Origin of the sequence: Bacillus stercoris (genome assembly GCF_029772985.1) — a bacterium.
GTDB classification, from domain to species: domain Bacteria; phylum Bacillota; class Bacilli; order Bacillales; family Bacillaceae; genus Bacillus; species Bacillus stercoris.
Genome location: NZ_CP121861.1, coordinates 392962 through 411507, shown reverse-complemented (window position 1 = coordinate 411507; position 18546 = coordinate 392962). Strand labels below are relative to the sequence as shown.

The window sequence follows — 18546 nt, the reverse complement described above, 5'->3', positions numbered from 1 at the left end:
TTTTCCCTTACTTTTTCTTCTGCTCGTCAGAAATCGCTTTTTCAAATACATCCTTGCCGGCCGCACCCGGAATGACAGTGTCGCCAATAATAAAGGTTGGAACGGCTGTGATGTCAGCCTCTTCATAGGCGTGCTTCAAGGCTTGGCGCTGCACGTCCTGATATGTTCTTGCTTCCAGTGCTGATTGAAATGATGCTCCGTCTAATCCCACTTCCTCGGCGAGCTTCGTCAAGATGTCAATGTCGCCGATATTTTGTCCCTCTTGAAAAAATGCCTGAAAGACACGGGTGTTGTATTCATGTCCTTTATTGAATTCCTTCGCAAAATGGAAGCCTTCAAACGCGAGATCTGTATACGGATGGGGCGAGACGTTTGGAAAATTGATCTCGACTCCTAATTTCTCCGCCATTGGCTGAATGGAAGTCTGCCACATGTATTGTTTGGACGGATCATTGACCGGATCAAGCTGAGGGGATGGGCTTGGGCGCAGTTCAAACGGCATCCACTCGACTTCAACATCCTTTCCTTTTATCGCTTCTTCAAAAGCGGCTTTTCCAACGAAACAAAATGGGCAGACGTAATCTGAATAAACTTTGATGTGTACTGTCATGATAATTCTCCTTTCGTATAAATTGATTTTAAACTGTAACAATTAAAGTTACAGCTGTTTTTTTAAAAAGAAGCCGATAAGGCTTCTTTTATGATTCCAGCAAACGCTGGGCAATATATTCTCCTTTTTTGCAGCCGCCTGGGCATGCATATAAAGCAGAACCGATTGTTTGTGTATATTCGTTTAACGCATCCTTTGCTGAAAGAGCCTTCAGCATCGGGATAAACTGATTGTCGGGATTTTTTTGAAAACTGATAAACAGGAGACCTGCATCCATATAGCCGGTTTTCGGATCAAGTCCTTCTGTGTAAGAGAAAGCTCTTCGCAAAATTTGTTTTCCAGTAGATTTCGCTAGACTGACGTGCGAATTAGACGGAATTTGATTCAGCTTCACGGGATCTGTTTCCTTTTTCTGTCCGAAAGGCGCCCCTGAGCTTTTTCTGCGGCCGAAGGTATCCTCTTGGTCCTTGAGGGAAGAGCGATCCCATATCTCAAGGAACATTTTGATTTTCCGAAAAGCCATATAGGTGCCGCCCGTCATCCAGTCAGGCTCACCGGACTCAATCCACACGATCGAGTTCATCAAGCTGTCATCCTCCGTGCTCTGGTTGCCTGTTCCATCTTTGAACCCGAAGAGGTTGCGCGGTGTTTCACCATTTTTCCCTCCGCTTAAAAAGCCTTTGTTCACAAAGCGGACCTCACAAGTGCCGACCGCTTGATTTAACAGGTTGCGCAGCGCGTGAAACGCCACTTGCTCATCGTCTGCACACACTTGAATGCAGATGTCCCCGCCTCCCTGCTTTTCATCCAGGTTGTCATTCGGCATCGCTGGAAGAGCGGCCAAGTGTTTCGGTTTTTTGCTTTTCAGCCCGAAGCGGTCCTTTCCGTCTTTTTCAAAAAAGCCAGGCCCGAATCCGAATGTGACCGTTAAGTTGGAAGGGGGTAAATCAACAGACTCACCTGTATCCTGCGGCGGCAGATATTGATTTTTCTGCTCAGCCGACATTTTCTTGCCAGACGTCAGCATCTGTGTGAGACTTGTCCAGTTTCTAAATAATGTAATGATGTCGCTTTTCTCTTTTGCTGTTACATCCAGCGCAGCAAAATAGACATACGTTTGATGGGCAGTCGTGATTCCGGACTGATGCTTTCCGTAAAACGGAACGACCTGATCATCTTCTTTTTCATCCTTTTTCGATGACTTAGCCGCGGTCTGCACAAGCGGAGCGAGTCCGCCGAGTCCGCCGAGTCCGCTGGCACCGATCGCAACGGCTGCCCCCGCCATTGCCCCCCATTTTAAAATGTCCCGTCTGTGAATTTGTTCTGGCTTTTTTTGTTCATCGCTCATGATGTTACAAAACTCCTTTTATAGCACATTCGCAATCTTCGACATGGTTTCAGAAAGAGTCGTCAGCTTAGTGCTCAGCTCTCTGATTTGCTTTTCACTTAATTTATCATAAGACGTATAGGACTGATCATTTGTTTTGTATTTTGCCATTAAAACTTCAAATTCGCTGAATTCCGTATCCAGTTTTTCCGTCAAGTCGGAGTGATCTTTTACAAGCGCGCTTTTCACTGTTTGATAAACGGCTTCGGAGCCTTCCACATTTGCCATAAGGTCGACTAAGTCGATTCGTGAGTAGCGCTCTTCTTCTCCCGTGATTTTCGAAATCCCGGCTTCGTTCAGAAGCTCCATCGCGCCTGCTACAATTTGTTCAGGTGTTAATTTCAGTGATTGAATTGAACCGTCAAGCTTTTTTACATCTTTGAGAAGCTGGTCAGCTGTTGCCTTTTCCCCGGAAATATCTTGATCCTTCCAAATGGCCTTCTCAAGCTTATGGAAGCCTGTCCATTTGTCTCCTTCTTCAACATCGTTTTCTCGTGCATCAATTTTCGGGTCAAGATCTCCAAGGCTTTCAGCGATCGGCTCGATTCGCTCGTAATAAACACGCGCTTTCGCATATAACGTTTTAGATTTTTCGATATCGCCAGATTTCACAGCGTTTGTAAATGCTTCAGTCGCTTTGACAAGCTGGTCACTCTGCTCTTTGACATAGCCTTTATATTCATCCGCTGCTTTTGCCAGCTGATCGCTAGCCTTTTTGCCGCTCTTCTTTGCTTCTGTCAGGTCTTCTAAGGATGCTTTCAGTGACTCGGATTCTGTCTTGATTTTTGCTGTATCCGGTTTGTCTTTTTGCGCTTCTGTGTAGATTGGCTGAAGATGCTTTTCGATTTCTGTATATTCGAATGGATAGTCGCTGCGAATATCGTTTTCAAAGGAAAGCCAGTAGCTGTTTAACTCTTTCCCTTTCTTTTCAATCTCTTTTTGGTCTCCTTTTTCCGCTGAGTCATTCAGCTTGGAAATGATGGTTTCCATTTTATTTACGGATGCGGTGATTTCTTTAGTGACCCCGCTTTTTTCTGATGAAGCTTTTTCTTTGGTTGAAGATGTGTCGTTGGCTCCGCAGCCTGCGCACAGCGCAAGGATGCATCCGGCTGATACAGCGATTTTTGTGAAATTCATTTTGTCAGTTCCTTTCCGTTTGTAAAATGTTTTGCCGCTTCTGAAACAAGCGCAATCAATAAAAAGAGTAAAATCAGTAATTGCGGAATCGTGCTGTACACGGACGGATAAATTCCTAACACCGATACAGACGGCAGCCAGCTTTCTGCATCAGACGGAAGAATGCCCGCAAGCTGAAGGCTGTGAACACCGGTTCCGAGAAATTTCACGCACATATACAGGACAACCGCCATTGATAGAAGAAAGAACGGCTTCAATGGAATGCGCATCCCGAGCTTGATCATCAGAACACCGACGATAACGAGAACGATAAGCCCTGCGGCAGTTCCGCCAATCAGTTCAGTGAGCGGGAGCTTCCCGACAAGCCCGATGAAAAAGATGACCGTTTCGAGACCTTCTCTTACAACGGCCAGAAATGCAATGAGCGCAAAGGAAAGCAGGCTTCGTTTTTTCAGTGCCTGGGACTTCTGGATATTGATTTTCTCTCTCCATTTATCCATTGAGGCGTTTCTGTGCAGCCACACCCCGACATACAAAAGCATGACAGCGGACAATACGCCGGTAACACCGCCAAGCAAGAAATTGTTTTCTCCGAATACACTGGAGGAGAACAGAACCGTGACACCGATGCCCGCTGCTAAGGAAACAACCATGCCGGCGGACGCCCCGCCCCAGATCCATGCCGAGGAGCGCGTGACCCGCGCTTTTTTTGTCATGGTTAGCAGCGCTCCGATGACAAGGAGGGCCTCCATTCCTTCACGAATCGGGATCAGCGCCGCGTCCCACCAGCTGTAGCTGCTTGAAGCGATCGGCTCGAGCAATTGAATCATTTCGTCAATTTGCTTTGATACCTTTTCGGGATGGCTGCCGATCTCAGCTTTCATCAACGCCAGATTTTCCTCTGACGTCGTATAGGCTTCTTTCGATTGGGAAACGACGTCTCCCTCTACGGCGAGCCAGGATGTAACTAAATTGTCGATTGCGGATGATGCTTCATCCAATTGTTTTTTTTCTATTAACTGCTTCGTGTCTTTCAAGCTGTGTATATAGGCTGTTAAGGATGCCCTTGATTGACCTGAGGATGTCTTTTTCAGCACGACAGCCTGCTGATAGGTTTCTAAATGAGACGAAAGCTCTTCAAGCTGTGTTTTGAGCTTGTCTGCATCTTGATTGATAAAAGAAAGAGAAATCATTGCGATATTCGCGTCCATTTCGCTGTGAGAAGAAAGGTTTTCCTTCTTAATAGAAGGTTCTTCTTTTTTCCACTTCGCCTTGAAGGTTTCAAACGTTTGTTGTGCCGAGTCTATATCTCCGTCTTGTACGGATTTGATCATTTGCTTGTTTAATTGAATTAATGCAGCGATCGGATCATCTTCCGCGTGTGCCGCAGAACCGAAAACCATCAACAAGCTGAATAAAATAAGTGCCAGCCCCCGAGCCATCATGTTCCTCCTATAACTGAAAATGATTATCATTGTATAACATAATCATAGCCAGTTCCTGTCCTTTGTCAATTAAAATTTGAAGGTCTGAAAACCTTGATGGAAAGCAAAAAAGCTGTCCTTTTACAGAACAGCTTTTTGAAGAAAGATGAACGATTATCTTCCTGTTTTATATGTTTGAATTTCCTCACGAAACTTGCGTGCAGCACTCTCAGGATCCTCCGCCTGACTGATGGCGCTGATCATACTGACACCATCGGCCCCCGCTTGGATAACAGGTGAGGCATTATCTATTGTGATGCCGCCGATGCCGACAATTGGGATGCTGATGCCTTGGCGGCGGACTGCTTCGATAAGAGATACCCCTTGTACCGCTCTCGTATCCTTTTTCGTTTCAGTCGGATAGATCGGCCCGAGTCCGACATAATCCGCTCCGTCTTCTTCGGCTTGCTTCACCTCAGACATCGTATGGGCGGAAACGCCGAGAATCATATCACCTATAGTAGCTCTTACCTCTTTCGCGTTTGCGTCTTCCTGGCCGATGTGGATACCGTCAGCTTTCAGCTTCAGAGCCAATTCCACATCATCATTGACAATGAACGGAACACCAGCTTCACGGCAGGCTGCCTGCACTTTTTCAGCAAATTCAGCCCGAGCCTCTCCAGTCAGTGCATCCCCGCCCTTTTCACGGAATTGGTACAGGGTGGCACCGCCTTTTAACGCTTTTTGTACAACTGTGACAGGATCAGCTTTCGTATTGTTTGACCCCATAATGAAGTAAACAGATAATAACTCTTTCATCATTTCCCGAGAAATACGAGTCATGAGACAGTCACCCTTTCAATTGTCGCCCATTCTTGGACGTCTTGTTCAGTAACAGACGAAAGCTTGTTCAGCAATTCAATCTGAAAGCTTCCTGGACCTTTGTCAGCTGTTTGCTGTGCGGCAAGCTGAGCTGCGACTCCATACGAGGAAATAGCAGCGATAGCTGCAAACAATGGATTTTCTTCCACAGCGCAAAACGCACCGACAACGGAAGTCAACAGGCAGCCGGCGCCTGTTACTTTTGTCAGCAGCTTGTGGCCATTATGAAGGGCATATACGTTTGATGTGTCGGCAATGACATCGACTTCACCAGTAATCGCAATGACCGTGTTTAGCTTTTGTGCCGCTTGCTGAGCCAGCCGGATGATGTCGCCTCCGCCTTCACCCGCATCAACACCTTTGATCAGCCAATCCGTCACACCGACGGTATGGGCAATTTCCGCCGTATTTCCTCTGATTGCAGCAAGGCGCACCTCACGAATGATGTCACGTGCCGATTCAGTTCGGAACGGTGTTGCTCCGGCACCGACAGGATCAAGAATGACGGGGACGCCATGTTCATTGGCTGATTTTCCCGCGATGATCATCGCTTCGACTGACTCCTTGCTTAGCGTTCCGATATTCAAAACGAGTGCCCCCGCAATCTTCGCCATATCGGCAACCTCTTCTTTCGCGTACGCCATAACGGGCGATGCGCCGAGCGCGAGCAGGCCGTTTGCTGTGAAATTCGTTACAACATTGTTGGTTATGCTGTGCACCAGAGGGCTATGCTGGCGGACAGCAGTCAGGCATTTTGCTGCTGATTGTGCATCCATGTTTGCATCATCCTTTACTATCTTTTTTCGGGTCCCATAAATACGATTTCGTATGTTCGAGCCAAGCTCTGGCGGCAAACGGCAAGTAGCGGTCCTTTCTCCAAATAATGGCGAGATGCCAAGGGATGACCGGATCGATAAGCGGAATGACTTTCACTTTTTCCGGGTCAAGTCCGCGGCAAATTCGTTCCGGCAAAAGCCCGATTCCAAGGTTGGCTGACACCATCTCACTAATAAAATCCCATTGTGAGGTTTCATAAATGATATGAGGCCGGAATCCAGCCTTAATACATTCCGTCATAATTCGGTTGTGCAGGACAAAATCCTCCCTGAAGAAAATAAAAGGCTCGTCCTTCAACTCACGCAGCTGACATTCTTTCTCATCAGCCAGCCGGTGGGAAGGGTGAACGACAAGCATTAAGGTTTCTTTTACGATTGTAAACGAATGAAAGATGTCTTCGTTTGCGGGAAGGACCACAACGCCGATATCAAGAGAGCCGTCCCCGACACCTTCTTGGACTTTTATAGAACCGTCTTCGACTAGTTGAAAGGTGACATTCGGATAGTTTTCACGGAAATCGCCGAGCACTCTCGGGAAAAACCCCGAGCCGATCATCGGCGGCAGTCCAATCCGTACGTGCCCTTTCTTGACTTCCATAATATCATTTAATTCTGACGTCAGGTTTTGAAATGATTTAATAATTTCCTGCGCCTGCACATACATGCTATGGCCGGCGTCTGTCAGTTCCACCTGCCTGCCATTTCGGTAAAACAGTTCAATCCCGAGCTCTTCTTCTAAATTTTTGATCATTTTTGATATCGTCGGCTGAGAAACATAAAGGGATTGGGAAGCCTTCGTAAAACTTTTTAAACGGGCGACTTCCAAGAAATATGTTAAATGGCGGATATCCATGTGCTTCACCCTTTCTATAGACAAAAGGAATACTTCTTATTCTTAATATATATTTTACCTATAGTGAAACCTTATGTACAATATGAATATAAGGGAGGCATCAATATGAAAAAACTGTTGCTAACCGTTATTCAAATCGCTCTGTTATTTATATTTGCTCGGCTGATTAATTGGGTGACAGCCCTTCTTCATATAAATATTCCCGGCAGTATAATAGGGATTGTGATTCTTTTCACATTATTGCACTTTAACATCATCAAGCTGGAATGGATAGAGCTTGGTGCAGCGTGGCTTCTCGGGGAGCTGCTTTTATTTTTTATCCCGTCTGCCGTCGGAGTGATTGAATACGGAGACATTATGTCGAAATTTGGTGTCAGCATTCTGCTTGTTGTCATCATCAGCACGTTTGTCGTGATGGTGTCTACAGGAACGCTTACACAACTTATTGCAAAAAGAAAGGAGAAAAAGCATACGTGTTCATCGGAATTGTAAGTTTGTTTTTAACGGTTTTGGTGTATTTAGGAGCAAAAAAGGTCTATCAACGCTTTCCGCGTGTTTATACGTCGCCGCTATTGCTGACGCCCGCTGTGTTAGTCGGTCTGCTGCTGCTGGTGAATGTCCCGTACGAGTCCTATAATCTCGGCGGCGGTTTGCTGACCGATATGCTTCAGCCGGCCACCGTGGCATTCGCGATCCCGCTATATAAATATTTCCCTGTTTTAAAGAAATACGCAGTGGAAATTATTTTGAATGTGGCCGTTGGTTCATGCATAGCGATTATTTCTACCGCTCTTATTGCGAAATGGCTTCACCTCGGCACCGGCTTAATTGACAGCCTCGTCCCGAGATCAGTGACAACGCCGATCGCGATGAACGTATCTGAAATGATCGGCGGAATGCCTGCCGTCACTGCCGTGTTTGTGATTTTAACCGCTTTGTTCGGCACGGTGATCGGCCCGATGGTCATCCGCTATTTCCGCATTGATAACGAAATCGCACGAGGCGTGCTGCTCGGCACAAGCGCGCACGGAGCGGGAACGTCAAAAGCATTTGAGCTCAGCTCTGTGTCCGGCACGATTTCAAGCGTGTCGATGATCCTAGCTGCGATTATGACGCTTTGCGCGGCGCCGTTTTTGCTTTCATTTATGTAAAACTGTCCTTTCACGGGCAGTTTTTTTATGTGCTTCCACTTATTGAAAAGCTGGCGAATTCCAATATAATGTATTTGTGGATACCAAAGGAGGCACCCTGATGCACAACTTGCAGGTGAGACGGCATTATGCCGCGTTAAAAGGATTTTATTTGTTTGCTTTTCTCGGTACGGGCAGCATGATTCCCCTACTCAGTATGTATTTAACGAAGGAACAGCATTTAAGCGGATCACAGGTCGGCTTGATCATGTCACTGGGCCCGATTGTGATGATTTTCTTTCAGCCGTTTTGGGGCATGCTGAGCGACTATACACAAAAAACGAAAAGCTTGCTGGCGGTTTGCACATCAATCACAGGCATCATTGGACTAGGCTATATTGCATTTGACAGCTTTCCTCTGTTTATTTTGATTGCGGCCTGTTTTGCAGCCTTTCAAAGCACGATTATTCCACTTTCGGACAGCATTTCACTAAGGTACACACAAGAAACAAACGGCAATTATGGCGGAATCCGCCTGTTTGGTTCTCTCGGCTTCGGCGTCGCGGTGTTTGTGATGGGACAGGTGACGAATCAGCTGTATCCCATTCATGTGATCTTTATCTTCGGCTGTGCCTTTCTATGCATTGCCGCCATATTGGCTTCTCAAATGCCGGGCCAGCAGAAAACGAAAACAAAGGTCAATATCCGCAAAGGATTCCGAGAGCTTATCAACAACAAAACTTTCCTCATCTTTATGATCATCACTTTTACGACATTTGCTCCAAACTTAGCAAACAATACGTATTTTAGTCTTTTTCTGGACAAAAGCGGCGCGTCACTTTCCGCTATCGGCATTTTATTTTTCATCGGTGTCATTTCAGAAATTCCATTTATGAGATTCGCCCAAACATTTATAGATAAAATGGGGCTGCTCAACGTCATTATGCTGTCAGGCGGAGTCTCATTATTCAGGTGGGCGCTCTATTTCACGGCGCCTTCACTATGGATCATTTATGCGACGGTCTTTCTTCAGGGAGTGGCCATCGGTTTATTTATCCCGGCAGCGCTTCAATATGTGAAAAAGATTACCCCAAGACACGTTGAAGCGACGGCACTGACCATGTACGCCGCCATTGGCAACGGGTTCGGCAACTGGTTCTGCACATTTGCAGGCGGGTACATTTTTGACTACGTGTCGATTTTCGCGGTCTACTTGCTTTTTGGCATTCTGAGCATAGCAGGCTTTGGCCTGACATTATATTTAATGAAGGCTGAAAAAAACAAAAATACACTTCATCAGCCGGCTGTTACTTTTAAACCATAATGACTATAATGAACAAAAGAAAGGATGTGCGTTATGAACGGGCAAGAGCGAAACAGCATTTCGAAAGGGTTGCAGGTTGATATTGTATTGAAAGCGGATCAAAAAACAGGAAAACTGACGCGAGGGACAGTGAAGGATATTTTGACGAAATCAAGCTTTCATCCGCACGGCATTAAGGTCCGGCTTGAAGATGGCCGCATCGGCCGCGTCCAGCAGATCATTTCTACATAAAAAAGCTGCCCCCGAACAGGGCAGCTTTTTCGTTATTTTTTCTGCAGAAAGACCACTTTCAGATAGTTGCCTTCCGGAAATGCCGAAATCGTTTTGAAATCCTCCGGCAGTGTAAATTCCTCAATAATCGTGTAGCGTTCATTTGTTTCTTTAAAGGCGGCATCGATAAAGCCTTTGAATTTCTTCATGCCAAAGGCGCTGCTGTTTGTAGAGGCTACAATGACACCCTTGTCAGCTGTGATGGCGATCGTTTCCTTCAGCAGGTTTTTATAATCCTTGGCCGCGCTGAAGGTGCGTTTTTTTGTACGCGCAAAGGAAGGCGGGTCGAGGATAATGAGATCAAAGCGCAGATCCTTTTTTGCAGCATATGAAAAATAGTTAAACACGTCCATCACTTTAATGTCGTGCGCTTCGTAATCCAGCTTGTTCACGCTGAATTGCTCGATCGTTTTGGCCAGGCTTCGATTTGCCACGTCCACGCTTGTTGTTTTCTCCGCTCCGCCAAGCGCCGCTGCCACGGAGAATGCACCCGTATAAGAAAACGTATTTAAAACTGTTTTCCCTTTTGCATAGCGGTCTCTGATTGCCTTGCGCACATGTCTTTGATCCAAAAAGATGCCCGTCATGGCGCCCTCATTCAGATCCACCGCGTATTGAATGCCATTCTCCTGGATGATGATCGGGAACTCGCCTCTGTCCCCTTTCACGAAGTCATCGTCTTCAACGTATTGTCCAGCCGTGTCGAAGCGTTTCTTCTCGTAAATCGCTTTATAATCAAGATCCAGCTCATCCAAAGCGGAAATCAGCATATCTTTAAAGGTGTAAATGCCCTTGCTGTACCATTGTACCAGCAGATAGCCGTCATAATAGTCGATGGTGACGCCCCCGACACCGTCGCCCTCACCATTGAACAGGCGGAAAGCCGTTGTATCTTGAGCCTCAAATAGTTTGGCGCGCGCTTGGGCCGCTTTTGTTAATTTGGTGAGAAAAAAGGCTTGGTCAATCTGTTCATGTTTATTGCGGGTAAGCGTCCAGCCGACCCCTTTGTTTTGCAGGCCATAATAGCCCCGCGCGAGAAACTCGCCGCTCTCAGACACGATATCAACGAGGTCTCCTTCTTTCATGTGCCCCGCACTCCCTGCGAGAGCTTCTTTTTCGATAAGGGGATAGCCTTTTTTGATTTTGGCAGCGTGTGCTTTCTTTAGGGTGAGTAGCTTCATATATGTCGTCCTCTTTCTGTTTGCTTTCTCTTATCGTACCACAAAACGCCAAGATGTCTGCATTGACAGAAAGGAAAGGTTTTTCTACGATAGACAAAAAGAGTTACGAGGAGGAGCAGCATGCCAAAACGAATTGATCATACAGGCATTATGGTAAGGGATATCAACGCATCCATCACATTTTATGAAGAGGTTCTCGGCATGAAATTGAAGGATCGCATCACACACACGAACGGCGTGATCGAGCTTGCCTTTCTCGGCTTTGAAGATGGCCCGGAAACAGAAATCGAACTGATTCAAGGCTACAGCAGCGAGCTGCCTGTCGAAGGAAAAGTGCACCACATTGCCCTGCTGACGGATGACATCGCGGCTGAATATACAAAAGCGGAAAGAATGAACGCGAAATTTATCGACGAAGAGATCACGACACTTCCAAACGGATACCGTTATTTTTATATCGAAGGTCCTGACGGTGAGTGGATTGAGTTCTTCCAGCGTTAAAAGCAAAGAACGTACATGTTGAGATGTACGTTCTTTTTTCATCTATACCAGCTTATATACGTTGACTCATCGCAAATCAAGGCTTCCCAGCCCATACGCAGAATCAATTCATTGATGTTTTCATCCTTCGCTAAAAAAACATTAATGAATGAGTCATATACACTCATAAACACAAATTCCTTTTTCTCATCAGTCAAAATGAGCTCTGCAGCAGCGTCATCAAGAACCGTCTGCAAATGAGCCGCTGTTATATCCAGAAAGCCGCTGTTTTCCACAATCGGTTCTGCGTAATAAAACCGCTTAGATCCGTTCGCACCTAATACCTTTACCAAACTGGGAATATGAAAAGGAGAAATATGATCCTCACTGGGATAAAAGAGATCTCCTTTTATATTCACATGTAAAAGATCCGCTAATTCCTCTCTCTCGCACTCGTCCCTTAAGGCGCCTATCGATGTCATTAAAGCCAGCGCCAGCTCAGCATGTGTTTGCAAGCCGCAAGAGGACATAACCTTCTCCCAGGAAACAGCCTTGCCTTTTCTTCTTATTTCATCATCGTTTGGATAAATATGCTCGTAATCATGTTTTCTCCTTGCTTTCTCCCATCCTTCAGGCATTTGGATAAAAGGAGAAAAAATAAGAGCAGCTGATGAGTATTCAACAGGTATTTGTTTTAAGATCGGTGATTCGTCATCGAACCATATATAATCTAACATGCGCACCTCCTTTACATATTCTAACATTTCCATTCGTTTGAAAGAAGATGATCAGCCCTATGACAGGCTGATCGTCTATCACTTCACATTCTTATCTCCGGATTCAACCGCACTCTCTTCCCGCCATTTTTGATGATCCCATATTCTGAAAAACGGATAGTAGATAGCACAGGTGATCAGCAGATTCACCAGCTGCATAACGGCGCCCGAGACCTTGCCGCCTGTCGCCAAATAGCCTGATATGAGTGGCGGCATCGTCCATGGCACGGCGATTCCGGCCGGCTTCGCCACCAATCCGGTGCTCATGCCTATATAAGTTGCGGTAATCGTGAGGAGCGGCGCGATGATGAATGGAACAATGAGAAGCGGGTTCATGACAATCGGCATGCCGAAAATGATTGGCTCGTTGATATTAAAAAGCGCGGGCCCAATTCCTAATCGGCCAAGCTGCTTCATTTGTTTGCTGCGAGACCGGACAAGCATCGTCAAGACAAGCGCCAGCGTCGCTCCGCTTCCGCCGACATTGATCCAAATTTGAAAAAACTGAGTCGTAAAAATGCTTGGCAGCGCCTCACCCGCTTGGAAGGCGAGACGGTTGGCATCCATCGCGCCGTACCAAATTGGCGCCATGATCCCGCCAATGATGGAAGCCCCGTGAATCCCACACGACCAAAGCAGCATCTGCACAAATTCAGCAATCAGGCTTCCGCCGAGACTGCCGCCAAGGATGGAAAGCGGTGTGCCAAGCAGGTCTCCTACGACATTGTGCAGGCTCTGAAAAGGTGTCATTTCAATCAGAAGACGCGCCAGCCACACGAGAAACACAATGATAAAGCCGGGGATCAGCGCGACAAACGATTTGCTTACCGCAGGCGGCACACCGTCTGGCATTTTGAAGACGATATTCTTTTGAATAATATATCGATAGATTTCGGTTGAAAACAAAGCGATCAGCATGGCGACAAATAAGCCTTTGCTGCCGAGCAGCGTGATCGGGATTCCGCCCCCTACCATGATGGACTCCGTTGAGCCATCCGGCGTAAACGGCACCTCAAACGGCGTTGCCAATAGAAATGCGGCAATTGAAATCGCTCCGGCCGAAAGGGCATCAACACCATAGCTTTCCGCCAGCCGATAGGCGATCCCGAAAGCGGCGATCATCGCCATAATATCAAACGAAGCATTGACGGGATATCCGAGCTTATCAGCCCACTCCTTCCCAAACACACTCGCCATGAAATCAGCATACCCCGGAATCGGCAGGCTCGTTAAAATCAAGAAGACAGACCCGATAATAATCAGCGGCATGGTCAGGATAATTCCGTCACGCAAAGCGCTGAGGTGCCGCTGTCCGGCAATTTTTCCGGCGACAGGCATTATTTTTTCTTCCATTACCCGAGTGAATGCGCTCATCTGAAAAGCCCCCTTTTCTCATTGCTTTGTAAACAACCTCCGCAATGTTTTCTTTATCTTATTTTGAAAACGCTTACAAATTCATTTGGAAAATTTCCTCTTCTTGCGGAAAAAATCTGCATTTTGCTAAACAACCCTGCCCATGAAAATTTTTTCCCTTCTTACTATCAATCTCTCTTTTTTTCTCCGATATATATATCAAACATCATAGAAAAAGGAGATGAATCATGAAAAACATGTCTTGCAAACTTGTTGTATCAGTCACTCTGTTTTTCAGTTTTCTCGCCATAGGCCCTCTCGCTCATGCGCAAAACAGCAGCGAGAAAGAGGTCATTGTGGTTTATAAAAACAAGGCCGGAAAGGAAACCATCCTGGACAGCGATGCTGATGTTGAAAAGCAGTATAAGCATCTTCCCGCAGTAGCAGTCACAGCAGATCAGGAGACAGTAAAAGAATTAAAGCAGGATCCTGATATTTTGTATGTAGAAAATAACGTATCCTTTACCGCAGCAGACAGCACGGATTTTAAAGTGCTGTCAGACGGCGCTGACACCTCTGACAACTTCGAGCAATGGAACCTTGAGCCCATTCAGGTAAAACAGGCCTGGAAGGCAGGACTGACAGGAAAAAGTGTCAAAATTGCCGTCATTGACAGCGGAATCTCCCCCCACGATGACCTGTCGATTGTCGGCGGGTATTCAGCTGTCAGTTATACCTCTTCTTACAAAGATGATAACGGCCACGGAACACATGTCGCAGGGATTATCGGAGCCAAGCACAATGGCTACGGAATTGACGGCATCGCACCGGAAGCACAAATATACGCGGTTAAAGCGCTTGATCAGAACGGCTCGGGGGATCTTCAAAGCCTTCTCCAAGGAATTGACTGGTCGATCGCAAACAGGATGGACATCGTCAATATGAGCCTTGGCACGACGTCAGACAGCAAAATCCTTCATGACGCCGTGGACAAAGCATATGAACAAGGCGTTCTGCTTGTTGCAGCAAGCGGGAATGACGGAAACGGAAAACCAGTGAATTATCCGGCGGCGTACAGCAGTGTCGTTGCGGTTTCGGCAACAAACGAAAAGAATCAGCTTGCCTCCTTCTCAACAACTGGAGATGAAGTTGAATTTTCAGCGCCGGGAACAAACATCACAAGCACTTACGTAAACCAGTATTATGCGACAGGAAGCGGGACATCCCAAGCGACACCGCACGCCGCTGCCATGTTTGCTTTGTTAAAACAGCGGGAACCTGACGAGACAAACGTCCAGCTTCGTGAGGAAATGCGGAGAAACATCGTTGATCTTGGTACCGCAGGCCGCGATCAGCAATTTGGCTACGGCTTAATCCACTATAAAGCACAGGCAACAGATTCAGCGTACACGGCAGCAGAGCAAGCGGTGAAAAAAGCGGAACAATCAAAAGCACAAACCGATATCGACAAAGCGCGGGAACTCGTCAGCCAGCTGCCGGACTCCGACGCCAAAACTGCCCTGCAAAAAAGACTGGATAAAGTACAGTCATACAGAAATGTAAAAGATGCGAAAGACAAAGTCGCAAAGGCAGAAAAGTACAAAACACAGCAAACCGTTGATACAGCCCAACCTGCCATTAACAAGCTGCCGAACGGAACAGACAAAAAGAACCTGCAAAAACGGTTAAACCAAGTTAAACGCTACATCGCGTCAAAGCAGGCGAAAGACAAAGTTGCGAAAGCGGAGAAAAGCAAAAAGAAAACAGATGTGGACAGCGCACAATCAGCAGTTGGCAAGTTGCCGGCAGGTTCAGAAAAAACGTCCCTGCAGAAACGCCTTGCCAAAGTGAAAAGCACCAATTTGAAAACAGCGCAGCAATCCGTCTCCTTCGCTGAAAAGACATCAACTGATGCAAATGCGGCAAAAGCACAATCAGCTGTCAATCAGCTTCAATCAGGCAAGGACAAAACAGCATTGCAAAAACGGTTAGACAAAGTGAAGAAAAAAGTGGCGGCAGCTGAAGCAAAAAAAGTCGAAACGGCAAAAGCTAGGGTAAAGAAAGCGGAGAAAGACAAAACAAAGAAATCGAAGACATCCGCTCAGTCTGCAGTGAACCAATTAAAAGCATCCAATGAAAAAACAAAGCTGCAAAAACGGCTGAACGCCGTCAAAGCGAAAAAGTAACCAAAACCCTTTAAGACTTGCATACCAGGTCTTAAAGGGTTTTTATCTTCTTAGAACACCGCACACAACCTTTTTCCCATCCATCGCACAGGCTTTTCATACTATTGCTATACAGCCATGAACAGCATAAAATGAACGTTATTACAGTTATCACCACATATGGCGGGATTGTGACTGGGCAGGCAGGCAAGACCCAATGATGCAAAGGGAGTATTAGTGCCTAAAAAAGCAGGGCATTTTAACTCTTCTTTTCGTGTTGGTCTCATAACGGCGCCTTGGACAACAATTCCTATACTAATGCTCCGTCACCGACGCGGGCATTTTTGTCATTTTCAACCGGTATTTCTCACTTTTTTCATTTTGATTGTCAACTTTTCATTTGATACGATGAACAAGCCGACTTTTCTTCAGCAAAGGAGGTTTTGATTGCTTGCATAATGAGATTGCAAAAGACTTACTGCTGCTAGCAGGAGGAAAAAACAACATTATCAGCATCAGCCATTGTACGACCCGTCTTCGTTTTGATGTAAAGGACGAGACGAAAATTGATATACGTGCCATTGAGAACCTGCAAGGTGTGCAGGGCACCTTTTTCCGATACGGACTATTCCAGATTATTTTCGGAGCAGGCGTCGTCAACAAAATATATAAAGAAGTCGTTCAAGTGTGGGAGGCCGCGCCTTCTGAAGAGCCTGTTCACCAGAAAAAAGCCAGCCGGAAGCTGAACCCTGCCGCAGCTTTTGCGAAAACACTGTCTGATATTTTTGTGCCGATTATTCCGGCAATAACAGCAAGCGGCCTGCTCATGGGGCTGATTGGCATGATTAAGGTGTTTCACTGGTTCGCTGCCGGCAGCCCATGGATTAAAATGCTCGACCTCGTGTCCAGCACAGCCTTTATTTTGCTGCCGATTTTAGTCGGCTTCAGTGCCGCACGGCAATTTGGCAGCAACCCATATCTAGGGGCAGTGATCGCGGGGCTTTTGACGCACCCTGATCTGCTGGACCCGTCTATGCTCGGCAGCAAAACCCCGTCTTCTTTAGATATATGGGGGCTTCACATCCCGATGATGGGCTATCAGGGTTCCATCATACCGATTCTTCTCTCCGTTTTTGTCATGAGCAAAATTGAGAAGCTATTAAAAGCGATTGTGCCGAAGTCACTTGATGTCGTGATCATTCCCTTTATTACGGTCATGGTGACAGGGTGCCTCGCGCTGATTGTGATGAATCCCGCCGCTTCTATCGTCGGCCAAATCATGACACAATCGATAGTCTATATTTATGATCACGCCGGCATTGCCGCCGGAGCCCTTTTCGGCGGCATCTACTCTACTATCGTCCTATCTGGCTTGCATCATAGCTTTTATGCGATTGAAGCAACGCTGCTTGCGAATCCGCATGTCGGTGTCAACTTTTTAGTGCCGATATGGTCGATGGCGAATGTGGCCCAGGGCGGAGCGGGGCTTGCAGTATTCCTCAAAACGAAACAATCAAGCCTGAAAAAAATTGCGCTCCCTGCTTCTCTGACCGCGTTTTTAGGCATTGTTGAACCGATTGTATTCGGGGTGAATCTCAAACTGATCCGTCCCTTTATCGGTGCAGCCATCGGCGGTGCTATTGGCGGAGCGTACGTGGTCGCGGTACAAGTTGTGGCAAATTCCTACGGGCTGACAGGCATTCCGATGATTTCAATTGTGCTGCCGTTTGGCGCCGCGAATTTTGTTCATTATATGATCGGTTTTTTGATCGCCGCCGTCTCTGCTTTTATAGCTACATTGTTTCTCGGGTTTAAAGAAGAGACAGAATAACTGGATTTATTCGTTTTCATTCATAAAACGGGGGATGAAAGGACAAAAAAGCTATGAAAATTAAAAGAATCTTAAATCATAATGCTATCGTCGTAAAGGATCAAAATGAAGAGAAGATTCTCTTGGGTGCAGGAATTGGGTTCGACAAAAAGAAGAATGATATTGTTGATCCGTCAAAAATAGAAAAAACCTTTATCAGAAAAGATACAGCTGACTATAAGCAGTTCGAAGAGATTTTAGAAACATTGCCTGAAGACCATATTCAGATTTCTGAGCAAATTATCTCTCATGCCGAAAAAGAGCTGAACATCAAAATCAATGAGCGCATTCATGTCGCTTTTTCAGACCATCTTTCCTTTGCGATAGAACGCCTGAGCAATGGGATGGTCATTAAAAATCCGCTGCTGAATGAAATCAAGGTCCTTTATCCGAAGGAGTTCCAGATCGGCTTATGGGCCAGAGCACTGATTAAAGATAAACTGGGGATTCACATTCCTGATGATGAGATCGGCAATATTGCCATGCATATCCACACAGCAAGAAACAATGCCGGCGATATGACCCAAACGCTAGATATTACAACAATGATCCGTGATATTATCGAGATTATCGAAATTCAGCTGTCTATCAATATCGTGGAAGATACCATCTCCTATGAACGGCTCGTGACCCATCTCCGCTTTGCCATTCAGCATATCAAAGCGGGCGAATCCATTTATGAGTTGGACACAGAAATGATCGACATCATTAAAGAGAGGTTTAAGGATGCTTTCCTGTGCGCCCTTAGCATCGGCATCTTTGTGAAAAAGGAATACGGCTTTGAGTTTCCTGAAAAAGAATTGTGCTACATCGCCATGCATATTCAGCGGTTCTACCAACGGTCAGTCGCACGCTGAAGCAAACAAAA

At 46.2% G+C, this 18546-nt stretch carries 18 protein-coding genes; 8 read left to right on the top strand and 10 right to left on the bottom strand.

Annotated elements, in window-relative coordinates:
• Window positions 1-7: 7 nt before the first annotated feature.
• The 7 genes from QA442_RS02170 to cidR form a co-directional block, all read right to left on the bottom strand.
• The gene (locus QA442_RS02170) at window positions 8-610 is read right to left on the bottom strand and encodes a DsbA family oxidoreductase (RefSeq protein ID WP_095431106.1); all 603 of its coding nucleotides are present in this window, start codon (window positions 608-610) and stop codon (window positions 8-10) included.
• 88 nt (window positions 611-698) lie between these two features.
• On the bottom strand, window positions 699-1958 hold the full coding sequence (gene efeB / locus QA442_RS02165) for an iron uptake transporter deferrochelatase/peroxidase subunit (RefSeq protein ID WP_095431105.1): 1260 nt from the start codon (window positions 1956-1958) through the stop codon (window positions 699-701).
• 18 nt (window positions 1959-1976) lie between these two features.
• Window positions 1977-3134, bottom strand: coding sequence for an iron uptake system protein EfeO (gene efeM / locus QA442_RS02160; protein ID WP_095431104.1), 1158 nt, complete (start codon window positions 3132-3134; stop codon window positions 1977-1979).
• Window positions 3131-4576: a ferrous ion permease EfeU gene (gene efeU / locus QA442_RS02155; protein ID WP_095431103.1), complete on the bottom strand. Its 1446-nt coding sequence runs from the start codon at window positions 4574-4576 to the stop codon at window positions 3131-3133. Before efeU ends, efeM begins: the two co-directional genes overlap by 4 nt.
• 156 nt (window positions 4577-4732) lie before the next feature.
• Window positions 4733-5401 (bottom strand): thiamine phosphate synthase, encoded by a 669-nt coding sequence (gene thiE, locus QA442_RS02150; protein ID WP_095431102.1) that lies wholly within the window; start codon window positions 5399-5401, stop codon window positions 4733-4735.
• A complete protein-coding gene (gene thiM / locus QA442_RS02145; RefSeq protein WP_071581846.1) occupies window positions 5398-6216 on the bottom strand; it encodes a hydroxyethylthiazole kinase in 819 nt (272 codons plus the stop codon). The genes thiE and thiM overlap by 4 nt, the downstream gene beginning before the upstream one ends.
• Window positions 6217-6223: 7 nt before the next feature.
• Window positions 6224-7129, bottom strand: a complete 906-nt coding sequence (gene cidR, locus QA442_RS02140; RefSeq protein WP_040081438.1) for a cidABC operon transcriptional activator CidR — start codon at window positions 7127-7129, stop codon at window positions 6224-6226.
• Window positions 7130-7234: 105 nt separating this feature from the next.
• On the opposite strand from cidR, the gene QA442_RS02135 reads away from it, so the two are divergent.
• From QA442_RS02135 to QA442_RS02120, 4 genes are all read left to right on the top strand, one after another.
• Window positions 7235-7621 (top strand): CidA/LrgA family holin-like protein, encoded by a 387-nt coding sequence (locus QA442_RS02135; RefSeq protein ID WP_003227375.1) that lies wholly within the window; start codon window positions 7235-7237, stop codon window positions 7619-7621.
• Window positions 7603-8280 (top strand): CidB/LrgB family autolysis modulator, encoded by a 678-nt coding sequence (locus QA442_RS02130; RefSeq protein ID WP_014665858.1) that lies wholly within the window; start codon window positions 7603-7605, stop codon window positions 8278-8280. Before QA442_RS02135 ends, QA442_RS02130 begins: the two co-directional genes overlap by 19 nt.
• Window positions 8281-8380: 100 nt before the next feature.
• Window positions 8381-9583, top strand: coding sequence for an MFS transporter (locus tag QA442_RS02125; RefSeq protein WP_095431101.1), 1203 nt, complete (start codon window positions 8381-8383; stop codon window positions 9581-9583).
• Window positions 9584-9616: 33 nt separating this feature from the next.
• Complete coding sequence (locus QA442_RS02120; protein WP_015385004.1) at window positions 9617-9814, top strand: YwbE family protein; 198 nt, start codon at window positions 9617-9619, stop codon at window positions 9812-9814.
• Between the two features lie 32 nt (window positions 9815-9846).
• Here QA442_RS02120 and QA442_RS02115 read toward each other — a convergent pair whose 3' ends face one another.
• On the bottom strand, window positions 9847-11034 hold the full coding sequence (locus QA442_RS02115; protein WP_095431100.1) for a class I SAM-dependent rRNA methyltransferase: 1188 nt from the start codon (window positions 11032-11034) through the stop codon (window positions 9847-9849).
• A 120-nt stretch (window positions 11035-11154) separates the two neighbouring features.
• On the opposite strand from QA442_RS02115, the gene glxA reads away from it, so the two are divergent.
• Window positions 11155-11535, top strand: coding sequence for a glyoxalase GlxA (gene glxA, locus QA442_RS02110; protein ID WP_095431099.1), 381 nt, complete (start codon window positions 11155-11157; stop codon window positions 11533-11535).
• Window positions 11536-11573: 38 nt separating this feature from the next.
• On the opposite strand, the gene QA442_RS02105 is transcribed toward glxA, so the two are convergent.
• Both QA442_RS02105 and celB read right to left on the bottom strand, forming a co-directional pair.
• The gene (locus QA442_RS02105) at window positions 11574-12251 is read right to left on the bottom strand and encodes a DUF2711 family protein (protein ID WP_071581843.1); all 678 of its coding nucleotides are present in this window, start codon (window positions 12249-12251) and stop codon (window positions 11574-11576) included.
• 78 nt (window positions 12252-12329) lie between these two features.
• Window positions 12330-13664: a PTS cellobiose transporter subunit IIC gene (gene celB / locus QA442_RS02100; RefSeq protein WP_071581842.1), complete on the bottom strand. Its 1335-nt coding sequence runs from the start codon at window positions 13662-13664 to the stop codon at window positions 12330-12332.
• A 227-nt stretch (window positions 13665-13891) separates the two neighbouring features.
• Between celB and epr the strand changes: the two genes are divergently transcribed.
• The 3 genes from epr (at window position 13892) to sacY (ending at window position 18535) form a co-directional block, all read left to right on the top strand.
• Entirely contained in the window at window positions 13892-15829 is a 1938-nt protein-coding gene (gene epr / locus QA442_RS02095; protein WP_095431097.1) for a minor protease Epr, read from the top strand.
• Between the two features lie 430 nt (window positions 15830-16259).
• Window positions 16260-17639: a SacY negative regulator SacX gene (sacX, locus tag QA442_RS02090; RefSeq protein ID WP_014665875.1), complete on the top strand. Its 1380-nt coding sequence runs from the start codon at window positions 16260-16262 to the stop codon at window positions 17637-17639.
• Between the two features lie 53 nt (window positions 17640-17692).
• Window positions 17693-18535, top strand: a complete 843-nt coding sequence (gene sacY / locus QA442_RS02085) for a transcription antiterminator SacY (RefSeq protein WP_095431096.1) — start codon at window positions 17693-17695, stop codon at window positions 18533-18535.
• Window positions 18536-18546 lie beyond the last annotated feature (11 nt).

Bases quoted from the DNA above. Each gene is read 5' to 3' on its own strand.
- QA442_RS02135 (WP_003227375.1), top strand. From the start codon at position 7,235: ATGAAAAAACTGTTGCTAACCGTTATTCAAATCGCTCTGTTATTTATA.
- QA442_RS02170 (WP_095431106.1), bottom strand. From the start codon at position 610: ATGACAGTACACATCAAAGTTTATTCAGATTACGTCTGCCCATTTTGT.
- glxA (WP_095431099.1), top strand. From the start codon at position 11,155: ATGCCAAAACGAATTGATCATACAGGCATTATGGTAAGGGATATCAAC.
- QA442_RS02120 (WP_015385004.1), top strand. From the start codon at position 9,617: ATGAACGGGCAAGAGCGAAACAGCATTTCGAAAGGGTTGCAGGTTGAT.
- efeU (WP_095431103.1), bottom strand. From the start codon at position 4,576: ATGGCTCGGGGGCTGGCACTTATTTTATTCAGCTTGTTGATGGTTTTC.
- QA442_RS02125 (WP_095431101.1), top strand. From the start codon at position 8,381: ATGCACAACTTGCAGGTGAGACGGCATTATGCCGCGTTAAAAGGATTT.
- celB (WP_071581842.1), bottom strand. From the start codon at position 13,664: ATGAGCGCATTCACTCGGGTAATGGAAGAAAAAATAATGCCTGTCGCC.
- sacY (WP_095431096.1), top strand. From the start codon at position 17,693: ATGAAAATTAAAAGAATCTTAAATCATAATGCTATCGTCGTAAAGGAT.
- efeB (WP_095431105.1), bottom strand. From the start codon at position 1,958: ATGAGCGATGAACAAAAAAAGCCAGAACAAATTCACAGACGGGACATT.
- efeM (WP_095431104.1), bottom strand. From the start codon at position 3,134: ATGAATTTCACAAAAATCGCTGTATCAGCCGGATGCATCCTTGCGCTG.
- QA442_RS02115 (WP_095431100.1), bottom strand. From the start codon at position 11,034: ATGAAGCTACTCACCCTAAAGAAAGCACACGCTGCCAAAATCAAAAAA.
- thiE (WP_095431102.1), bottom strand. From the start codon at position 5,401: ATGACTCGTATTTCTCGGGAAATGATGAAAGAGTTATTATCTGTTTAC.
- cidR (WP_040081438.1), bottom strand. From the start codon at position 7,129: ATGGATATCCGCCATTTAACATATTTCTTGGAAGTCGCCCGTTTAAAA.
- thiM (WP_071581846.1), bottom strand. From the start codon at position 6,216: ATGGATGCACAATCAGCAGCAAAATGCCTGACTGCTGTCCGCCAGCAT.
- epr (WP_095431097.1), top strand. From the start codon at position 13,892: ATGAAAAACATGTCTTGCAAACTTGTTGTATCAGTCACTCTGTTTTTC.
- QA442_RS02105 (WP_071581843.1), bottom strand. From the start codon at position 12,251: ATGTTAGATTATATATGGTTCGATGACGAATCACCGATCTTAAAACAA.